The 19,660-nt window shown below is 67.8% G+C and carries 18 protein-coding genes; 11 read left to right on the forward strand and 7 right to left on the reverse strand.

Annotated elements, in window-relative coordinates; genetic code table 11:
* Nucleotides 1-77 precede the first annotated feature (77 nt).
* A complete protein-coding gene (locus ACM2ZB_RS00660) occupies nucleotides 78-2,204 on the forward strand; it encodes an EAL domain-containing protein (protein WP_416057031.1) in 2,127 nt (708 codons plus the stop codon).
* Nucleotides 2,205-2,273: 69 nt separating this feature from the next.
* Here the strand turns inward: ACM2ZB_RS00660 and epmB are convergent, their stop codons facing one another.
* Nucleotides 2,274-3,314, reverse strand: coding sequence for an EF-P beta-lysylation protein EpmB (epmB, locus tag ACM2ZB_RS00665; protein WP_416057032.1), 1,041 nt, complete (start codon nucleotides 3,312-3,314; stop codon nucleotides 2,274-2,276).
* A gap of 98 nt (nucleotides 3,315-3,412) precedes the next feature.
* Here epmB and efp point away from each other — a divergent pair, with 98 nt between their 5' ends.
* The 5 genes from efp (at nucleotide 3,413) to ACM2ZB_RS00690 (ending at nucleotide 7,692) form a co-directional block, all read left to right on the forward strand.
* The gene (gene efp, locus ACM2ZB_RS00670; protein WP_108765696.1) at nucleotides 3,413-3,979 is read left to right on the forward strand and encodes an elongation factor P; all 567 of its coding nucleotides are present in this window, start codon (nucleotides 3,413-3,415) and stop codon (nucleotides 3,977-3,979) included.
* Between the two features lie 220 nt (nucleotides 3,980-4,199).
* On the forward strand, nucleotides 4,200-5,543 hold the full coding sequence (locus ACM2ZB_RS00675) for a TRZ/ATZ family hydrolase (RefSeq protein WP_416057033.1): 1,344 nt from the start codon (nucleotides 4,200-4,202) through the stop codon (nucleotides 5,541-5,543).
* A gap of 24 nt (nucleotides 5,544-5,567) precedes the next feature.
* Nucleotides 5,568-6,284 (forward strand): bifunctional 2-polyprenyl-6-hydroxyphenol methylase/3-demethylubiquinol 3-O-methyltransferase UbiG, encoded by a 717-nt coding sequence (gene ubiG / locus ACM2ZB_RS00680; protein WP_416057034.1) that lies wholly within the window; start codon nucleotides 5,568-5,570, stop codon nucleotides 6,282-6,284.
* Nucleotides 6,281-6,976 (forward strand): phosphoglycolate phosphatase, encoded by a 696-nt coding sequence (locus ACM2ZB_RS00685; RefSeq protein ID WP_416057035.1) that lies wholly within the window; start codon nucleotides 6,281-6,283, stop codon nucleotides 6,974-6,976. Before ubiG ends, ACM2ZB_RS00685 begins: the two co-directional genes overlap by 4 nt.
* A gap of 11 nt (nucleotides 6,977-6,987) precedes the next feature.
* On the forward strand, nucleotides 6,988-7,692 hold the full coding sequence (locus ACM2ZB_RS00690; protein ID WP_416057036.1) for a squalene/phytoene synthase family protein: 705 nt from the start codon (nucleotides 6,988-6,990) through the stop codon (nucleotides 7,690-7,692).
* 88 nt (nucleotides 7,693-7,780) lie between these two features.
* On the opposite strand, the gene ACM2ZB_RS00695 is transcribed toward ACM2ZB_RS00690, so the two are convergent.
* Genes ACM2ZB_RS00695 through yidD form a run of 3 tightly spaced genes read right to left on the reverse strand, consistent with a single transcriptional unit; the run spans nucleotide 7,781 to nucleotide 10,231 of the window.
* Nucleotides 7,781-8,629, reverse strand: a complete 849-nt coding sequence (locus tag ACM2ZB_RS00695; RefSeq protein ID WP_416057037.1) for a peptidoglycan DD-metalloendopeptidase family protein — start codon at nucleotides 8,627-8,629, stop codon at nucleotides 7,781-7,783.
* Entirely contained in the window at nucleotides 8,629-9,975 is a 1,347-nt protein-coding gene (locus ACM2ZB_RS00700; protein WP_416057038.1) for a dihydroorotase, read from the reverse strand. The genes ACM2ZB_RS00695 and ACM2ZB_RS00700 overlap by 1 nt, the downstream gene beginning before the upstream one ends.
* 1 nt (nucleotide 9,976) lies before the next feature.
* Entirely contained in the window at nucleotides 9,977-10,231 is a 255-nt protein-coding gene (yidD, locus tag ACM2ZB_RS00705) for a membrane protein insertion efficiency factor YidD (RefSeq protein ID WP_107230993.1), read from the reverse strand.
* Between the two features lie 271 nt (nucleotides 10,232-10,502).
* Between yidD and dksA the strand changes: the two genes are divergently transcribed.
* A complete protein-coding gene (dksA, locus tag ACM2ZB_RS00710; protein ID WP_416057039.1) occupies nucleotides 10,503-11,744 on the forward strand; it encodes an RNA polymerase-binding protein DksA in 1,242 nt (413 codons plus the stop codon).
* Nucleotides 11,745-11,904: 160 nt separating this feature from the next.
* On the opposite strand, the gene ACM2ZB_RS00715 is transcribed toward dksA, so the two are convergent.
* From ACM2ZB_RS00715 to cysS, 3 genes are read right to left on the reverse strand one after another with little or no spacing between them, the layout of a single operon-like run.
* Entirely contained in the window at nucleotides 11,905-13,152 is a 1,248-nt protein-coding gene (locus ACM2ZB_RS00715) for an MFS transporter (RefSeq protein ID WP_416057040.1), read from the reverse strand.
* On the reverse strand, nucleotides 13,149-13,601 hold the full coding sequence (locus ACM2ZB_RS00720; protein ID WP_313443178.1) for a SufE family protein: 453 nt from the start codon (nucleotides 13,599-13,601) through the stop codon (nucleotides 13,149-13,151). Before ACM2ZB_RS00720 ends, ACM2ZB_RS00715 begins: the two co-directional genes overlap by 4 nt.
* 55 nt (nucleotides 13,602-13,656) lie before the next feature.
* Nucleotides 13,657-15,033 (reverse strand): cysteine--tRNA ligase, encoded by a 1,377-nt coding sequence (cysS, locus tag ACM2ZB_RS00725; RefSeq protein WP_416057041.1) that lies wholly within the window; start codon nucleotides 15,031-15,033, stop codon nucleotides 13,657-13,659.
* Nucleotides 15,034-15,221: 188 nt separating this feature from the next.
* Here cysS and ACM2ZB_RS00730 point away from each other — a divergent pair, with 188 nt between their 5' ends.
* From ACM2ZB_RS00730 to ACM2ZB_RS00745, 4 genes are all read left to right on the forward strand, one after another.
* On the forward strand, nucleotides 15,222-15,785 hold the full coding sequence (locus ACM2ZB_RS00730) for a hypothetical protein (RefSeq protein WP_313443182.1): 564 nt from the start codon (nucleotides 15,222-15,224) through the stop codon (nucleotides 15,783-15,785).
* Nucleotides 15,786-16,105: 320 nt separating this feature from the next.
* Nucleotides 16,106-17,116 carry an N-acetylornithine carbamoyltransferase gene (locus ACM2ZB_RS00735; RefSeq protein ID WP_416057042.1) on the forward strand — a complete coding sequence of 337 codons (1,011 nt, stop codon included), beginning with the start codon at nucleotides 16,106-16,108 and terminating at the stop codon, nucleotides 17,114-17,116.
* Between the two features lie 64 nt (nucleotides 17,117-17,180).
* A complete protein-coding gene (locus ACM2ZB_RS00740; RefSeq protein ID WP_200753574.1) occupies nucleotides 17,181-18,374 on the forward strand; it encodes an argininosuccinate synthase in 1,194 nt (397 codons plus the stop codon).
* Nucleotides 18,375-18,522: 148 nt separating this feature from the next.
* Nucleotides 18,523-19,611: an acetylornithine deacetylase gene (locus ACM2ZB_RS00745; RefSeq protein WP_416057043.1), complete on the forward strand. Its 1,089-nt coding sequence runs from the start codon at nucleotides 18,523-18,525 to the stop codon at nucleotides 19,609-19,611.
* The last annotated feature ends 49 nt before the right edge of the window (nucleotides 19,612-19,660 follow it).

Below are 19,660 nucleotides of genomic sequence, written 5' to 3' on the forward strand. Positions count from 1 at the left end.
CGCCCGGCCGCAGGCTGCGTGCGGCAGTGGTGGAATGGAATGACACTGGAATCGAGACGCGTGCAGAAGGTAGTGGAATGAAGTGGCTCGGCTCCGGAATGCAGGCCCGTTTCCTGCTCGCGATGGGCGGGGCAATGCTGGTGGTGGTGGCGATCCTGGCGGTGCTGCTGGGGCGCCAGGCGACGATGCAGAACGAGGTCAAGAGCCTCAGTGGCGGCGTCATCCATGAACTGTTCGACCGCAGCGTGCGCAGCCGTGGCGAAGCGCTGGCGCGCGAGCTGTCCGATTCGCTGGCCAACCCGCTGTACTACAACGATCTGGGCCAGGTCGGCGCACTGGTGCGGACGACCTCGCGGCAGCAGGTCGTGCGCTATGTAAAGGTGTTCGATGCCAAGGGCCGGCTGGTGCATGACGGCTCGGCCAACGTGGCCGGCTTCGGCAAGCCGATGGACGACCCGATGGCGGCCGCGGCCGTGGCCGCACAGGGCCTGGTGGTGCAGCAGTCGCCCACCGTGCTCGACAACGCCATGCCCATCCTGTTCGGCAAGCAGCGTATCGGCGGCGTCCGCGTGGGCATGGCCCTGGACGAGGTGAAGGCGCGCGAGCTGGCCGCCAGTGCCACGATGGGCGAGCGCCTGCAGCAGGTCGGCAGCCGCCACCTGGGCTGGCTGCTGCTGATGCTGGGCCTGCTGGTGGTCATCGGGGTGACGGTCATCCTGTACGTGCAGCGCACCCTGGTGGCGCCGATCCGCGATCTGGCCGCGGCCGCGCGCCGCATCGAATCCGGTGATTACCAGGCGCCGCTGCTGGAAAACACCCGCGACGACGAAGTGGGCGAGCTGGTGCGTGGCTTCGCCCGCATGCGCGATGCCATCGCCCGCCACGACCGCGAAGTGCGGCACATGGCCTACACCGATGCGCTGACCGGGCTGACCAACCGCCTGGCCTTCCGCGAGGCGCTGGACCACCGGCTGATGGCCGCACGGGCATCCAAGCACCGGCTGGGCCTGCTGTTCGCCGACATCGACGATTTCAAGCGGGTCAACGACACCTTGGGCCATGAGGCGGGCGACGAAGCACTGCTGCAGTTCGCCCAGCGCATCGGCCAGGCCGTGGCCGAGGCCGGCGGCGATGACGCCCTGCTGGCCCGCTTCGGTGGCGACGAATTCGTGATCCTGGTGGGCGATGGTGACGTGGCCGCCAATGCCCGCCTGCTGGCCGAAGTGCTGGTGCGCGAGCTGGGCAAGCCGCTGGTGGTGCAGGGCAGGGAGCTGTTCCTGGGCACCTCGATCGGCGTGACCCTGTTCCCCGACGATGCCGCCGACGCCACCACGCTGCTGAAGAATGGCGACATCGCCATGTACCAGGCGAAGATGGCCGGCAAGAACTGCTATCGCTACTACAGCCGGGCGATGGACCACGCGGTCGAGCGCCGTGTGCACATGGAACAGGAACTGCGCGGCGCCTGGGAGCGCGGCGAGCTGCGGTTGGCCTACCAGCCGATCTTCCGCATGCGCGACCGCCGCCTGGTGGGCGTGGAAGTGCTGCTGCGCTGGCAGCACCCGACTCTGGGCACCATCCCGCCTTCGGTGTTCATCGAAGTGGCCGAGCAGAGCGGCCTGATCGAGGTGATCGGCCCGAAGGTGCTGCGTGCGGCCTGCATGGAAGCCTCGCAGTGGCCGCGCGGTGCGGCCGGCGATGAGCTGTTCGTGTCGGTGAACGTGTCCCCGCGCCAGCTGCGCGGCGGCGAACTGCCGGCGCTGGTGGCGCAATGCCTGCACGAGTCCGGCCTGCCGGCGTCGCGCCTGCATCTGGAACTGACTGAAACGGCGGTGATCGGCGATGAAATGCTGGCCGCGCAGCTGTTGGACAAGCTGCACCGCACCGGCGTGAAGGTCTGGCTGGATGACTTCGGTACCGGCTTCTCCGGCCTGAGCCACCTGCGCCAGGTGCCGGTGGATGGCGTGAAGATCGACAAGAGCTTCGTGGCCGACATGCAGCGCGACCCGGACGACCTGGCGCTGACCACGGCCATCATCGCCATGGCTCATGCGCTGGGGATCACTGTGGTGGCCGAAGGCATCGAACAGGAAGCGCAGTTCGAGCTGCTGGCCCAGCGCGGCTGCGATCTGGGCCAGGGCTACTGGCTGAGCCACCCGGTGACCGCCACGGAGGTGGTACGGATGATCGATTCGGGCGCGTGACAGTAGATCCACGCCATGCGTGGATGCTTCTGCCTGGACGCCCATCCACGCATGGCGTGGATCTACTGGTTACACCGGGCGCTTGCTGGGGTCGCCGGGCAGTTCGCGCACCAGCTTCGGAATCAGGTAGCCGGACAACCGTGCGGTCAGACCGGCAATCAGCGCCTTGGCCTGGGTGTCGTCCACTTCGAAGTGGGCCACCCCTTCCACCTTGTCCAGCTGGTGCAGGTAGTAGGGCAGCACGCCGGCGGCGAAGCTGCGCTCGCTCAGGTCCTGCAGGGCCTGCACGCTGTCGTTGACCCCGCGCAGCAGCACTGCCTGGTTCAGCAGCTGCGCGCCGGTGCCGCGCAGGCGGGCCATGGCGGTGTCCACGCTGGCATCGAATTCATTGGCGTGGTTGGCGTGCACCACGATGGCCAGCGGCCACGGCAGATTGCCCAGCCAGGCCAGCAGTTCCTCGTCCACCCGCTCGGGCAGCACGATCGGCAGGCGGGTATGGATGCGCAGGCGGCGGATGTGCGGAATCTGGCGCAGGGCGTCGGTCAGCTCGGCCAGCTTGTGCGTGGCCAGCGACAGCGGGTCGCCGCCGGACAGGATCACCTCGTCGATGTCCGGGTCGGCCGCGATGGCCGCCACGGCCTCCTGCCAGCCGCCCTTGGCGGCGTTTTCCGCACCGTAGTCGAAATGGCGGCGGAAGCAGTAGCGGCAGTTGATCGCGCAGCTGCCGGTGGCCACCAGCAGGGCACGACCGCGGTACTTCTGGATGACCCCGGTGGCCTTCTTGGCCGCGCCATCGCCCACCGCGTCGAAGCTGAACCCGGGCGCCGGGCGCATTTCCTCGTCGATGGGCAGCACCTGGCGCAGCAGCGGGTCGGCGGCATCGCCTGGCCGCATGCGGGCCACGAATCCCTCCGGCACGCGCAGGGCGAACTGGGCCATGGCCGCGTCCGAGACCCCCAGTGCCGCCGGGTCCAGCTGCAGCCGCGCCAGCAGGGCGTGTGGGTCGCGCAGTGCCTGGCGCCAGAGCTGCTGCCAGCGCGCGGGCGCGCCTGGCGACTGGGGCCGGGGGAAGGCGGAAAGCTGCATGGAGAGGGGGCCTGCGGTTATCATGGGGGCAGAAAAACTGTTGCCCACCGGCTTCCGGTGGGCTTTCCATTCTATCCGGCTCGCCGCACCCGCGGCGGTTTTGCCATTTGAGGAGCTTGAGCATGGCCACTGTGGGCATGAATGACGTCAAGAACGGGATGAAGATCCTGGTCAACAACGAACCGGCAGTCATCACCGACACCGAGTACGTCAAGCCGGGCAAGGGCCAGGCCTTCACCCGCGTGAAGTACCGCTTCATCCGTTCGGGTCGCGTGGTCGAACTGACCATGAAGGCGACCGACGACCTGGAAGTGGCCGACGTCGTCGACACCGACATGAACTACATGTACAGCGATGGCGAGTACTGGCACTTCATGGATCCGGAATCCTTCGAGCAGGTCCAGGCCGACAAGGCCGGCATGGGCGGCGCCGAGAAGTGGCTGAAGGGCGAAGAAGCCTGCATCGTCACCCTGTTCAATGGCGCGCCGATCTTCGTGCAGCCGCCGAACTTCGTCGAACTGAAGATCACCGAAACCGATCCGGGCGTCCGTGGCGACACCTCGGGCGGTGGCGGCAAGCCGGCCACCCTGGAAACCGGTGCCGTGGTCCGCGTGCCGCTGTTCGTCAACCAGGATGAAATCATCAAGGTTGATACCCGTTCGGGTGAGTACTCCTCGCGCGTGAAGTAATCCGGGTACGCGCTGGCGCATTCGCGCTGGCGCTCCCACGATCCGCGGTGCGGATCGTGGGCCCCCACTTACCAGCACCCACACCCCGCCGCTTCGCGGCCGCCCCTGACTCAGGGGCTCGTCCTCCAGAAGCTCAGCGGTAGCCGTTCGGCCGGCGATCAGCCGCCCGGTCAGGCCCAAGGCCGCGAATGGTCCTTCCTCCCCCAGCCAGTGAGCCCGCATGAGCGATAGCCCGCACCTCCCCGAAGCCTGCGACCTGCTCATCGAAGCCGGTTACGTCGTCCCGATCGAGCCGCATGCGGTGGTGCTGGAAGACCATGCCGTGGCCGTGCGTGGCAGCGAGATCATCGCGATCCTGCCGCGTGCCGAGGCCCGTGCGCGTTTCCGCGCCGCGCAGGTGGTCAGCCGCCCGGAAGCGGCGCTGATGCCCGGCCTGGTCAACGCGCACACGCACAACCCGATGACCCTGCTGCGCGGCGTCGCCGACGACCTGCCGCTGATGACCTGGCTGCAGCAGCACATCTGGCCGGTGGAAGCGGCGGTGATCGGCCCGGAATTCGTGGCCGACGGCACCACCCTGGCCATCGCCGAGATGCTGCGCGGCGGCACCACCTGCGCCAACGAGAACTATTTCTTCGGCGATGTGCAGGCCGCGATCTACAAGAAGCACGGTTTCCGCGCGCTGGTCGGTGCGGTCATCATCGATTTCCCCACCGCCTGGGCCAAGACCGATGACGAGTACTTCGCCAAGGCCGGTGAACTGCATGACCAGTGGCGCAGCGACCCGCTGATCGGCACCGCGTTCGCGCCGCATGCGCCGTACACGGTGAACGACGCCAATTTCGAGCGCGTGCGCATGCTGTCCGACCAGTTGGACATGCAGGTACACCTGCACACCCATGAAACCGCGCAGGAAATCACCGATTCGATCAAGCTGCACGGCCAGCGTCCGCTGGCGCGGCTGGATCGCCTGGGCCTGGTCAACGACCGCCTGATCGCGGTGCACATGACCCAGCTGACCGATGCTGAAATCCACCTGTGCGCCGAACGTGGTGTCAGCGTGGTGCACTGCCCGGAATCGAACCTGAAGCTGGCTTCCGGTTTCTGCCCGGCCTGCGCCCTGCAGCGCGCCGGGGTGAACCTGGCCATCGGCACCGATGGCTGCGCCAGCAACAACGACCTGGACATGTTCAGCGAAAACCGCACCGCAGCCATCCTGGCCAAGGCCGTGGCCGACGATGCCACCGCGCTGGACGCGGCCACCACGCTGCGCGCCTCGACCCTGGGCGGCGCACGCGCGCTGGGCTTCGGCGAGCGCATCGGCTCGATCGAAGTGGGCAAGCAGGCCGACCTGGTCTGCGTTGACCTGTCGGCGCTGGAAACCCAGCCGCTGCACAACGTGCTGTCGCAGCTGGTGTACGCCACCGGCCGCCAGCAGGTCAGCGATGTCTGGATTGCCGGCAAGCCGAAGCTGGTCCAGCGCGAGCTGGTCGGCATGGACCTGCCGGGCATCATCGCCAACGCGCGCCAGTGGCGCGAGCGCATCCGTCATATCCGCGCCTGAACCCCGGCGCTGCAAGGACTTCCCATGACTGCCCCCCACGCTTCCTCCAATTTCGATCAAGCCGAGCTGGACAAGTTCGCCGCACTGGCCAACCGCTGGTGGGACGCTGACGGCCCGCAGAAGCCGCTGCATGCGCTCAATCCGGTACGCCTGAAGTACGTGGCCGACCGCGTAACGCTGCGTGGTGCGCGCGTGCTGGACATCGGCTGCGGTGGCGGCCTGCTGAGCGAAGCACTGGCCCAGGCAGGCGCCGATGTCACCGCGATTGATCTCGCCCCTGAACTGGTCAAGGTCGCACGCCTGCACGCGCTGGAAAGCGGTGCCAAGGTCGACTACCGGGTGCAGGCGGCCGAGGATCTGGCTGCCGAGCAGCCGGGTAGCTTCGATGTGGTCACCTGCATGGAAATGCTCGAGCACGTGCCCGACCCGGGCGCCATCATCGAGGCCTGCAAGCGCCTGCTGAAGCCGGGCGGCCACCTGTTCCTGTCGACCATCAACCGCACCGCCGCGGCGTTCGCGGTGGCGATCGTCGGCGCCGAGTACGTGGCCCGGTTGCTGCCAAAGGGCACACACCACTACCAGGAATTCATCAAGCCGGCCGAGCTGGCACGCTGGCTGCGCGAGGCCGACGTGCAGCTGGTGGACGTGAGCGGCATGGCCTACGAGCCGTGGCGCAACCACGCCCGCCTGAGCGGCCGCACCGACATCAACTACCTGGCCTACGCGGTCAAGCCGGAATGAGTGCCGCGCCTTTCCCGCGTGCGGTGCTGTTCGATCTGGATGGCACGCTGCTGGACAGTGCGCCGGATTTCGTCGCCACCTGCAATGCCATGCTGGCCGAGCGCGGCCGCGCACCGATCGACCCGGCGCAGCTGCGCCCGGTGGTGTCCAAGGGCTCGCGTGCGATGGTCGCCGCGGCCTTCCCGGACCTGGAAGCGGCTGAGCGTGATGCGCTCATTCCCGAATTCCTGCAGCGTTACCAAGCGCTGATCGGCCAGCACGCGGTGCTGTTCCCGGGCGTGGCCGGCATGCTGGCCGCGCTGGATGCCGCAGGTACGGTGTGGGGCATCGTCACCAACAAGCCGGAATACCTGGCGCGCCTGATCCTGCCGCAGCACGGCTGGCAGCAGCGCTGCGCGGTGCTGGTGGGCGGTGACAGCCTGGCCGAGCGCAAGCCGCACCCCCTGCCGCTGCTGCATGCGGCGCAGGCGATTGCCGTTGCCGCCGAAGACTGTGTCTATGTCGGCGACGATGAGCGCGACATCATCGCCGCACGCGCGGCGGCCATGCCGTCGGTGGCGGCGCTGTGGGGCTACCGCCTGCACAGCGACGATCCGCTGGCCTGGCAGGCCGATGTGCTGGTGGAAAACGCCGAACTTCTGCAACTGGCCAGCCTCTGGCCGACCCGGCCGGCAACCCCGGCCCAGCCGTAAGGAACATCGTAGTGAGCAGTACTGCGCTGGACAGTTTCCTCGACAAGTGGCGCAGCCGTTGGCCGGAATGGTCGGTGGCCGCCCCGTTCGTGGCCGAACCGCAACGCGAGCGCGCGGTGGCGTGGTTCGCGCTGCTGCAGGAATTCGACGACATGCTCAACACCAGCGGCGACCCGCTGCCGGCCGACGCCAAGCTGGCCTGGTGGGGGGAGGAGCTGCGCAGCTGGGCCGCGCAGCGTTCGCGCCATCCGCTGGGGCGCCTGCTGGAGCCGGTACGTGCGCCGTGGGCGCAGCTGGCCGAAGCCCTGCCGGACCTGGTCGAAGCACGCACGGTCGCGCTGGACGCTGCCGGCGCCGAACGCGCCCTGGCCAACTACGCCGAAGCGGTCGCTGCGGTGGAAGCAGCGCTGTTCAACGACACGCCGCGCAAGGGTGCCGGGCGTGCGGTGCAGCTGCAGACCCTGGCCCAGCGCCTGCAGGATGCCGGTGTGGCCGGCGTCCCGCGCAGCCTGCTGGACGGTGATGCCAGCACGGCCGCACAACGCTGGGCACAGTACCTGCTGAAGGGCTGGGGCGCCCGCGTACCGGGCCCGCGGCCACGCCGCGTGTGGTCCAGCCTGGCACGCGCCCGCGTGGCCGCGCGGGCCGCAGGCAAGCCGGTGGAAGCGACCCCGCTGCGCACGCTGCTGCGCGTGTGGTGGGCCGCGCGCGGTTGATGCCGCTGCGCTCGCCGGGCATGGCCCGGCGCTACCGGGCGCGTTGATCGGCCGGCGCCGGGGCATGCCCGGCGACGATGCGCGTGCGTTACTTGCGTTCCAGCACCAGCAGCGGGTCGATGCGGGTATCGAACCAGTTCATGCCCCAGTGCAGGTGCGGGCCGGTGGCGCGGCCGGTAGCGCCGACGGCGGCAATCACCTGGCCCTGCTCGACACGATCGCCCACCTTCACGTCGATGCGTGACAGGTGCAGGAAGTTCGAGCTGATGCCGTAGCCATGGTCGATCAGCAGCGTGCCGCCGGTCAGGTACAGATCCGGGCCGGCGAAGGTGACCACGCCGGCGGCCGGCGCCTTCACCGGGGTGCCGGTGGGCACCGCGATATCCATGCCGGAATGGCCTGCGCCAGGCTGGCCGTTGTACACGCGTGCATTGCCGAAGCGGCCGCTGATGCGGCCCTGCACCGGCCAGATGAAGGTCTGGGTGAAGTCGGTGCGGTTGTCATCGCGGGCGCGCGCCGCGGTCACCTGCGCCTGTTCGCGCTTGATGCGCTCGGCAATCGCCGGCGGTGGATTCACCGTCTTCGGCGGCACGCCGTTCACGCGCTCGGTCGGCCAGTCGCGCGGGGTCACCGAAATCGTGGCCGTCTCGCTGCCGCCATCCGGGCGCTGCACCTGCACCTGCAGCGGGCCTTTCTCGTCGCGGCCGATGCCGAACACCACGCTGCCGTAGTTGCTTACGCGCAGGTCGCGGCCGGCGTAGCGCACGCGGCTGCCGGCCGGCACCTTGCCGATCACCATGGCGCCCTGCGAGGCGCTGGGCGGGAATACCACGCGGCTGTCGATCAGGCTGCCGATGCCATCCTGCGCTTGTGCCGATGGTGCGTTGAGCAGGGGCGCGGCCAGCAGCAGCGCCCCGGACAGAAATACGCTGCGCATCAGCGGTCGTAGGTCATGCGCTGGCCGGCCGGTTCGCCGACCAGCGTGCTGCCGTCCCACACCCGCTGGCCGTTGACCCAGGTGGAGGCGATGCGCGAACGGAAGGTGGTGCCTTCAAACGGCGACCAGCCGCACTTGGACAGCACGTCCTCGCGCTTGACGGTGAACGGCACGTCTTCGACCAGCACCAGGTCGGCGAAGTAGCCTTCGCGCAGGAAGCCGCGCTCTTCCACGTCGAACAGCTGGGCCGGCGCATGCGCGAACTTCTGCACCACCTGCTCGCGGGTCAGCTTGCCTTCGTGCACGCGCTCCAGCGCGGCCACCAGCGCGTACTGCACCAGCGGCAGGCCCGACGGCGCCTGCGCGTAGGGCTTCTGCTTCTCTTCCCAGGTGTGCGGGGCGTGGTCGGTGGCCAGCACGTCCAGCACGTCGTCGGCCAGCGCGGCGGTGATCGCTTCGCGGTCGGACACTTCCTTGATCGCCGGGTTGCACTTGATCAGGTTGCCCTTGGTCGCGTAGTCCGGGCGCGCGAAGTGCAGGAAGTGCACGCAGGTTTCAGCGGTGATCTGCTTGCGGCTGCCGTCGGCGCGGATCAGCGGGCCCTTCTCGAACAGTGCCAGCTCGTCGGCGGTGGAGATGTGCAGCACATGCAGGCGGGTGCCGTGCTTGCGGGCCAGCGACATGGCCAGACGGGTCGACTTGATGCAGGCCTCGCGCGAACGGATGTCCGGGTGCATGTCCGGGGTCAGCGCGTCGCCGTACTTCTCCTGGAACGCCTTCAGGTTGGCATCGATCATCGGCGTGTCTTCGCAGTGCGTGATGATCGGGGTCGGGCACTCGCGGAAGATCGCGTCCAGCGTTTCCGGGTTGTCCACCAGCATGTTGCCGGTGGACGCGCCCATGAACACCTTCACGCCCGGCGCCTTCTTCGGGTCCAGGGCGCGGATCGCGTCGAGGTTGTCATTGCTGGCGCCGTGGTAGAAGCCGTAGTTGGCCCAGGCGCGACCGCGGGCCAGCTCGTACTTGGCTTCCAGGATGGTCGAATCCAGCGTCGGCGGGTTGGTGTTGGGCATATCCATGAAGCTGGTCAGCCCGCCGGCCACGGCAGCGGCCGATTCGCTGGCGATGTCGCCCTTGTGGGTCAGACCGGGTTCGCGGAAGTGCACCTGGTCGTCGATCATGCCCGGCAGCAGCCAGCGCCCGGCTGCGTCCACCACCTGTTCGCCGTCGCGCGGCGTCAGCCCGCTGCCGATCTGCGCGATGCGGCCGTTCTCGATGCGCAGGTCGCCGTCGAAGGTGCGGCCTTCGTTGACCATGCGGGCATTGGTGATGAGCGTGGAGGACATGTCAGTGTTTTCCTGTGCAACGGCAAGAGGGGGCGTGGGGAGACTCGGGCACTGGATCGAAGCCGCCGGGGTGGAACGGGTGGCAGCGTCCCAGCCGGCGCGCGGCCAGCCAGCTGCCGCGCAGCGGACCGTGGCGGGCAATGGCATCCATGGCGTATTCAGAACAGCTGGGCACGAAGCGGCAGCGCGGCCCCAGCAGGGGGCTGATGAAGCGCTTGTAGAAGCGCAGCAGGGCAATGAGCAGGCGCGAGATCACCCAGTCATCTTATGCCAGTTGGCATGAAGGCCGCATTTGTGCAGGATGGGCCGTTGGTCGCATGTCGCCGATGGCCTGCGACCGCTGTCGGCACCGCTGGGTGCCGGCCAGGTTCCGTACCGCGCAAGGCGGTCCGTGTTCGTCGGACCGCGCTTTGGGTGCCTTGGCTCCAGGACTGAATGGAGCAGGGCGCCGAGGTTGCTGCTGCGGGTCGGGTAGGCTATAAAGGCCCGCTTTCCCGGGCCCCGGGGAATCCAAGGAAGAGCGTTTCGTGGCTGCTAAAAAAACTGCAAAGAAGGCCGCAACGGCCGCCAAGAAAACCGCCAAGCCTGTTGTGAAGAAGTTGGCGGCAAAGCCCGTTGCCAAAAAGCCGGCCAGCAAGGCGGTGACCAAGGCAGCGTCCTCGCAACCGGCGGCCAGGAAGGCCACCGCGAAGAAAGCACCGGTCAAGGCGACCAAGCCGGTGGCAAAGAAGGCCGCCGCACCCGCCAAGGCCAAGCCTGCCGCTGCCGGCAAGAAGGCGCCGGTGGTGAAGAAGGCTGCCAGCAAGGCCGCGCCGGTGAAGAAGGCCGCCGCCAAGCCGGTGGCGAAGAAGGCAGCCGCCAAGCCGGCGCCGAAGGCGGTGGTGAAGAAGGCCGCAACCAAGCCGGTGTCGAAGCCTGCTGCCGGGAAGGCCGTAGCGGCCAAGCCGGCCGCCAAGCCTGCCGCTGTAAAGAAAGCCACCAAGAATGTCGCCAAGCCGGCTGCCAAGCCGGCCCCGGCCCCCGTAGTGAAGTCCGCACCGAAGCCCGCCGCCAAGGCAGCTCCGGCCAAGCCTGTCCCGGCCAAGACCGCGGCAGTGGCAGCAGCCCAACCGGCCCCCAAGCCGGCCCCGGCCGCCCCCCCTGCAGCATCGACCGCCCCGCAATCCAAGAATCCCGTGCCCGTTTCGAAATCGCCTGCCAAGACTGCCGTGAAATCTGCTGTGAAATCAGATCCCGCTCCGAAGACCGTGTCGCGCCCTGTGGGCAAGGTTGCCGTGGCTGTGACCGCCCGTTCGGCGGCGCCGGCCCCGCGCAGCAAGTACAAGGTCGTCGAATACAAGACCGACGAGGCCACCGGCCGCCCGATCCTGCCGGCAGGCTACAAGCCCGCCTCGGACGAGGAGTACATGAGCCCGCTGCAGCAGGAGTACTTCCGTCAGCGCCTGCAGAACTGGCGCGCCGATCTGGTGGAAGAATCCAAGCAGACCATCGAGAACCTGCGTGAGGAAGTGCGTGACATCGGCGACGAAGCCGAGCGTGCGACCCGCGAAACCGAGAACTCGCTGGAACTGCGTACCCGCGACCGCTACCGCAAGCTGATCGGCAAGATCGACAGCACCCTCAAGCGCCTGGAAGCCGGCGACTACGGTTACTGCGTGGACACCGGCGAAGAAATCGGCCTGGACCGCCTCGAAGCGCGTCTGACCGCCGAGCGCACCATCGACGCCCAGGAACGTTGGGAGCACCTGCAGAAGCAGCAGGGCGACTGATTCCGGATCGTTGTCTGGTCATGCAGAAAACCCGGCCACGGCCGGGTTTTTTGTTGGGTAGTGCGGGCTCTTGTAGTCGAGCCATGCTCGGCTGGCCGTTCCTTTGTAGAGTCGAGCCATGCTCGACTGGCTTCTGAAAAGCAGTCGAGCAAGCTCGACTCTACTGCAGGTCGCGCAGATTCAACTTCCGCAGCGTCGGGTTCTTCCACGCCGTGATTCCGGCCACGCTCAACACCGCGAACCCCCCCAGCACCACCGCCGGCACCAGGCCCAGCAACTTGGCCATGGTGCCCGCATAGAACGCGCCCAGCTCGTTCGACGAGCTGATGAAGATGCCGTTGATGGACGACACCCGTCCGCGCATTTCCTCCGGCGTGGCCAGCTGCAGGATGGTCGAGCGCACCACCACCGACACGCCATCGAACGCGCCGTAGAACAGCAGGATCAGCGCCGACAGCCAGAAGTGCTGCGACAGGCCGAAGCTGACCACGCACAGGCCGAAACCGGCCACCGCGAACAGCAGCACGCGGCCGGCGTTCTTCTGCAGCGGGTGCCGGGCCAGCCACAGGCCCACGCAGACCGAGCCCAGCGCCGGTGCCGCGCGCAGGATGCCCAGCCCTTCCGGGCCGTGGTGCAGGATTTCGTGCAGGAACGCCGGCAGCATCGCCACCACGCCGCCCAGCAGCACCGAGAACATATCCAGGGCCATCGCCCCGACCATGATGCGGTTGCCAACCACGAAGCGGGCGCCTTCGGCGATGCTCTTGAAGATCGGTGCGGCCGGGCCGGTGTGCACCGGCTCTTCCACCTTCAGCGTGGCCAGGCAGCCCATCGCCACCAGGGCGAACGTCGTGGCCACGCCATAGGACAGGCCCTTGCCACCCATGCCCACCAGCACGCCGCCCAGCGCCGGGCCGGCCACCATGCCGGCCTGGAACACCACCGCGCCCAGGCCCGCGCCCCGCGCGTACTGCTCGCGCGCCAGCACGCGGGCAAACAGCGCGTTGTAGATGGGTGACAGGAAGGCGCGGACCATGCCGGTCAGGGCGATGGCCGCATAGATCGGCCACACGCCGTGGAACGGCAGCCAGCCCTGGGCCACGCTGGTCAGCACGATGGCCGTGGCGATCAGGCCGGCGCAGGCCACCATGCCCAGCCGGCGCCGCGGCAGGTGGTCCACCAGGTAACCGGCGAACGGGGCCACGCAGAAGAACGGCAGCACCTCGGCCAGGCCCACCAGGCCCAGCGAGAACGGATTGCGGGTGACTTCGTAGATATGCCAACCGACGGTGACGGCCACCACCTGGTAGGACAGCATCGCGAAGATGCGGTAGGCCAGCAGCTTGGCAAAGCCGGGCCGGCCCAGCAGGGCCAGCGCGCCGGCATCATCGGTGTCGGCAGCGGTCACGGCTGTTCGCGCTGCTGCTGGGCCTGGGCGGTTTCGCGGATGAAGGCCAGCATCGCCGCCACGCCGTTGCTGCGGGTGGGCGAAAGATGGCGGGCCAGGCCGATGTCCTGGATGTAGCTGGGTTCGGTCTCCAGGATCTCCTGCGCCGAGCGCCCGGAATACACGCGCAGGGCCAGGAAGATCAGGCCGGAGACAATGGCCGAATCACTGATGGCGTGGAAGCGCAGCGACTGCGCATTGCCCTCGGGCACGATCCACACCATTGACTGGCAGCCCAGCAGGCGGTGCTCTTCGGTCTTCCACTCGTCGGGGAAGGCCGGCAGCTTGCGGCCCAGATCGATCAGGTACTGGTAGCGCTCGGACCAGTCACCGAAGAAGGCGAATTCCTCGGCGATGGCGGCCTGGGCCTCGGCGGCGGTGGGTTCAAGCGGGAACGGGGAGTCGGTCACAACGGTCTCTACAGTGGGGGCGTGGCCGGTGCGGCCGGCCACGGGGCAGGGCGGGTCAGGCGCGCTTGCGCACCCAACGCACCCCCTGCGGGGTGTCTTCCAGCACGATGCCTTCGGCGGCCAGCTGGTCGCGGATGGCGTCGGAACGGGCGAAATCACGCGCCTGCTTGGCCGCGGCACGTTCGTCGATCAGTGCCTGGATGCGCGCATCGTCGTCACCTTCGCTGGCGGCGGTGCCGAACCACTGCGCCGGGTCGGCCTGCAGCAGGCCCAGTGCCAGGCCGGCGCCCAGCAGTTCGCCCTTCAGGCGCGCGCGTTCGGCCGGATCGGTGGCGCGGCGTGCCTCACCGGCGATGCGGGCCACTTCGGCCAGCGCCTGCGGGGTGTTCAGGTCATCGTCCAAGGTGGCCTCGACGGTGGCCGGAATCGCCGCCACGGCGTCCACCTCGGCCAGGTCGCGCAGGGTGCCGTACAGGCGGTCGAGGGTGCGCGCGGACTGCTCGATCAGCCCGTCGGTCCAGTCCAGCGGCTGCCGGTAGTGGGCCGACAGCAGGGCCAGGCGCAGCGCCTCCGGCGGGTGCTGGCGGACCAGGTCGTGCACGCGCTCGATGTTGCCCAGCGACTTGCTCATCTTGGCGCCGCCGAAGTTGAGCATGCCGTTGTGCAGCCAGAAGCGGGCGAAGATCCTGCCGCCATGCGCGCACTCGCTCTGCGCGATCTCGTTTTCATGGTGCGGGAACTGCAGGTCAACGCCACCGGCATGGATGTCGATGGTCTCGCCCAGGTGGGCGGCGGCCATGGCCGAGCACTCGATGTGCCAGCCCGGGCGGCCACGGCCCCAGGGCGAATCCCAGCCGGGCAGGTCGTCGCTGGACGGCTTCCACAGCACGAAATCGCCGGCGTCGCGCTTGTACGGGGCCACTTCCACGCGGGCACCGGCCAGCATTTCCTCCGGGTCGCGGCGCGACAGCTTGCCGTAGCCGTCGAAGCTGGCCACCGCGAACAGTACGTGGCCCTCAGCGGCATAGGCGTGGCCGTTGGCGATCAGCTGCTCGATCATGGTGATGATCTGCGGCATGTGCGCGGTCACCTCCGGTTCGATGTCCGGCGGCACCACGCCCAGCGCGGCCATGTCTTCACGGTAGGCCGCGGCGAAGCGGTCGGTGATGGTGCTGATCGGCACGCCCTGCTCACGCGCGGCGTTGTTGATCTTGTCATCCACGTCGGTGATGTTGCGGGCGTAGCGCAGGGCGCCGAAGCGGCGCCGCAGCAGGTCGGCCAGCACCCCGAACACCACCGGCCCACGGGCGTTGCCGATGTGCACGTAGTTGTAGACCGTGGGGCCGCACACATACAGGGTCGGACAGGCCGGGTCGAGCGGGGTGAACGGTTCGAGCTGGCGAGTCAGGTTGTTGTGCAGGCGCAGGGTCATGGGGCTGTGGCTGGGGGACAAGCCTGTGATTTTAGAACGTGTCGGCCCCCAATGGGGGACGGCCTGCGGCCGCCGGGCGGGGCAGGGGGTGGGCGGTGGGCTGGGCAGGAGCAGCGCGGACGGGTAATGTTCAGCCCCTCGCGGTCGTCACTGCCTACACTATCGCCGTGCCCTTCCTTTCATCGCCAATGAAATCCACCGCGTTGCTGACCCTGGCCTGCCTGTCGGCGGCGCCGGTCGTGGCCCAGGCCCAGGACGCCGAGCCGCGCAACCGGGTGGTGATCGTGGAGAACGTGAAGTTCGACTACGCCCAGGTGCTGAACGTCGAACCGGTGTTCCAGACCCTGCGCGCGACCCGTACCGAGGAGCACTGCGAGCCGGTCTCGACCCGCACCCTGGCCCCGGTGAACGTGACGGGCGAGGAACCGACCGAAGACAAGGGCCGGATCAGCCGCTTCTGGGATTCGGTGCGCTCGATGTTCAAGCGCTCCGACGAGGAGGTCGCCGAGGAGGTGGCCGCCGAGAACCCGACCCCGGCCCCGGCCAACAACGGGCCGATGCTGACCCGCGATTGCAAGATCGTGCCGGTCGGGCGTGAATTCCGCCGGCCCATCGCCTATGACGTGGACTACGTCTACAAGGGCACCAAGTACCGCTCGCGCCTGCCGGAAGACCCCGGCAACCGCCTGAAGATCCGGGTCTCGATCACCCCCTGGGTGGGTCCGGAGCAGGCCGGGGCCGGTACGCCCTGAGCCATGCGGCCGCTGGCCCTTGCGCCAGCCCCGGCCCCATGCAAAGATAATCGACCATGAAGCTCACCGACTTCCAGCACGACAGCAGCGCCGCCCGTCAGGCCACTGGCATGACGTCGCGTGCCCGTCGACCGGAACCCCACATCCTCGCTGGGTAACCGGAGCTTTCTGCTGTTCGTCCGAAAAAAACCCAGCCCACCGGCTGGGTTTTTTCGTTTCCACTGTCCGAAAGCTTCATCTGCAACCTTTTCGTTCCACCCTGTTTTCCGGTTTTCCCTTCCACCGCGTCGAAACCCGGCGCCGCCACGCAAGGAAAGATGATGTCCCCCAAGCACTTCCTGAACACCCAGGACTGGAGCCGCAGCGATCTTGATGCGCTGCTGACCCAGGCCGCGCTGTTCAAGCGCAACAAGCTCGGCGACCAGCTCAAGGGCAAGTCGATCGCGCTGGTGTTCTTCAACCCGTCCATGCGCACCCGCACCAGCTTCGAACTGGGTGCGTTCCAGCTTGGTGCCCATGCGGTGGTGCTGCAGCCGGGCAAGGATGCGTGGCCGATCGAGTTCAACCTCGGCACGGTGATGGATGGGGACACCGAAGAACACATCGCCGAAGTGGCCAAAGTGCTGGGCCGTTACTGCGACATCATCGCCGTGCGGGCGTTCCCCAAGTTCGTGGACTGGGCCTACGACCGCCAGGACATCGTCCTCAACAGCTTCGCCAAGTACTCGCCGGTGCCGGTCATCAACATGGAGACCATCACCCACCCGTGCCAGGAACTGGCGCACGCGATGGCCCTGCAGGAGCACTTCGGCACCCAGGACCTGCGCGGCAAGAAGTACGTGCTGACCTGGACCTACCACCCCAAGCCGCTGAACACCGCCGTGGCCAATTCGGCGCTGACCATCGCCACCCGCATGGGCATGGATGTGACCCTGCTGTGCCCGACCGCCGACTACATCCTGGACGAGCGCTACATGGGCTGGGCCGAGCAGAACGTCGCCGAGAGCGGTGGTTCGCTGAAGATCAGCCATGACATCGACAGCGCCTACGCCGGCGCCGACGTGGTCTACGCCAAGAGCTGGGGCGCGCTGCCGTTCTTCGGCAACTGGGAGCCGGAAAAGCCGATCCGCGACCAGTTCAAGCACTTCATCGTGGACGAACGCAAGATGGCGCTCACCAACAACGGTGTGTTCAGTCATTGCCTGCCGCTGCGCCGCAACGTCAAGGCCACCGATGCGGTGATGGATTCGCCGCAGTGCATCGCCATCAACGAAGCCGAGAACCGCCTGCACGTGCAGAAGGCGATCATGGCCGCCGTTGCCGGGCGCTGATTTTTTTTCCGATTCAATCATTTCCGCCGGGCACGGCCCGGCGCTACCAGGACATACCCTCCCCATGAGCAACAAAGACGTCGTTCTCGCCTTCTCCGGCGGCCTGGATACCAGCTTCTGCGTGCCCTACCTGCAGGAACGTGGCTACAACGTGCACACCGTGTTCGCCGATACCGGCGGCGTGGATGATGAAGAGCGCGATTTCATCGAAAAGCGCGCCGCCGAACTGGGCGTGGCCAGCCACCAGACCGTCAACGGTGGCCCAGCCATCTGGGAAGGCTTCGTCAAGCCGTTCGTGTGGGCTGGCGAAGGCTACCAGGGCCAGTACCCGCTGCTGGTGTCCGACCGTTACCTCATCGTCGATGCCGCGCTGAAGCGTGCCGCCGAACTGGGCACCAACATCATTGCCCACGGCTGCACCGGCATGGGCAACGACCAGGTCCGCTTCGACCTGGCCGTGAAGGCCCTGGGTGACTACCAGATCATCGCGCCGATCCGCGAAATCCAGAAGGAACACACCCAGACCCGCGCCTACGAGCAGAAGTACCTGGAAGAGCGTGGCTTCGGCGTGCGTGCCAAGCAGCAGGCCTACACCATCAACGAGAACCTGCTGGGCCTGACCATGTCCGGCGGCGAGATCGACCGTTGGGAAGCCCCGGGCGAGGGCGCCCGTGGCTGGTGCGCGCCGCGCAGCGAGTGGCCGGAACAGGCGCTGACCGTCACCCTGAAATTCGTCGAAGGCGAAGCCGTTGAACTGGACGGCAAGGCGCTGCCGGGCGACCAGATCCTGGCCCAGCTCAACAAGCTGTTCGCCCCTTACGGCGTCGGCCGTGGCGTCTACACCGGCGACACCGTCATCGGCCTGAAGGGCCGCATCGTGTTCGAGGCCCCGGGCCTGGTTTCGCTGCTGGCCGCGCACCGCGCGCTGGAAGATGCCGTGCTGACCAAGCAGCAGAACCGCTTCAAGCCGGACGTGGCACGCAAGTGGGTGGAGCTGGTGTACGAAGGCTTCTACCACGACCCGCTGAAGACCGACATCGAGGCCTTCCTGAAGTCCTCGCAGGCCAAGGTGAACGGTGAAGTGGTGCTGGAAACCCGTGGTGGCCGCGTCGACGCAGTGGCCGTGAAGTCGCCGCACCTGCTCAACACCAAGGGCGCCACCTACGCGCAGTCGGCCGACTGGGGCGTGGAAGAGGCCGAGGGCTTCATCAAGCTGTTCGGCATGAGCTCGACGCTTTACGCGCAAGTCAATCGCTGAGCGATTGAATTGCGCGCGCGTCTCCCGCGCATTCCACCTTAACCCTGCGCCGTTGGCGCGCCCCCTTCAACAAGAAGGGGGCTCTCCACCAGACGCATCACGGTAGCGCCGGGCCATGCCCGGCGGAATTCCACAGGATTGTTGATTCATGCTTGAACAGACGCTCGATCACCTGCAGGCGCTGGTGTCCTTCGACACCCGCAACCCGCCGCGTGCGATCACCACCGGTGGCATCTTCGATTACCTGCGCGCGAACCTGCCTGGGTTCAACGTCGAGGTGATCGACCACGGCGTCGGTGCGGTCAGCCTGTATGCCGTGCGCGGTACGCCGAAGTACCTGTTCAACGTGCACCTGGATACCGTGCCGGACTCCCCGCACTGGAGTGCCGACCCGCACGTGATGCGCCGCCTGGACGACCGCGTGGTCGGCTTGGGCGTGTGTGACATCAAGGGCGCAGCTGCTGCGCTGGTGGCCGCGGCCAATGCCAGCGATGGCGATGCCGCGTTCCTGTTCTCCAGCGATGAAGAAGCCAACGACCCGCGCTGCATCGCCGCGTTCCTGGCCCGTGGCCTGCCTTACGAGGCGGTGCTGGTGGCCGAGCCGACCATGAGCGAGGCCGTGCTGGCCCACCGTGGCATCAGCTCGGTGCTGATGCAGTTCGCCGGCCGTGCCGGCCATGCCTCGGGCAAGCAGGATGCGGCCGCCAGCGCGCTGCACCAGGCCATGCGCTGGGGCAACCGCGCGCTGGACCATGTGGAATCGCTGGCGTCGGCGCGTTTCGGCGGCCTCACCGGCCTGCGTTTCAACATCGGTCGCGTGGAAGGTGGCATCAAGGCCAACATGATCGCGCCTGCGGCTGAAGTGCGTTTCGGTTTCCGCCCGCTGCCGTCGATGGACATCGACGCCCTGCTGGCAACTTTCGCCGGTTTCGCCGAACCGGAAGCGGCACTGTTCACCGAAACCTTCCGTGGCCCCAGCCTGCCGGCCGGTGACATTGCCGAAGCCGAAAACCGCCGCCTGCTGGCGCGCGACGTGGCCGATGCACTGGACCTGCCGATCGGCAATGCCGTGGACTTCTGGACCGAAGCCTCACTGTTCTCGGCCGGTGGTTACACCACGCTGGTGTTCGGCCCGGGTGACATCGCCCAGGCCCACACCGCCGATGAGTTCGTGACGCTGGACCAGCTGCAGCGCTACACCGACGCCGTGCACCGCATCATCGCCGCCGGCGCCTGATCGACCCCCACAACGCCGCCATGCCCCGGCATGGCGGAACTGCAACGCG

The organism is Stenotrophomonas maltophilia, from assembly GCF_047782825.1.
Classification (GTDB): Bacteria; Pseudomonadota; Gammaproteobacteria; order Xanthomonadales; family Xanthomonadaceae; genus Stenotrophomonas.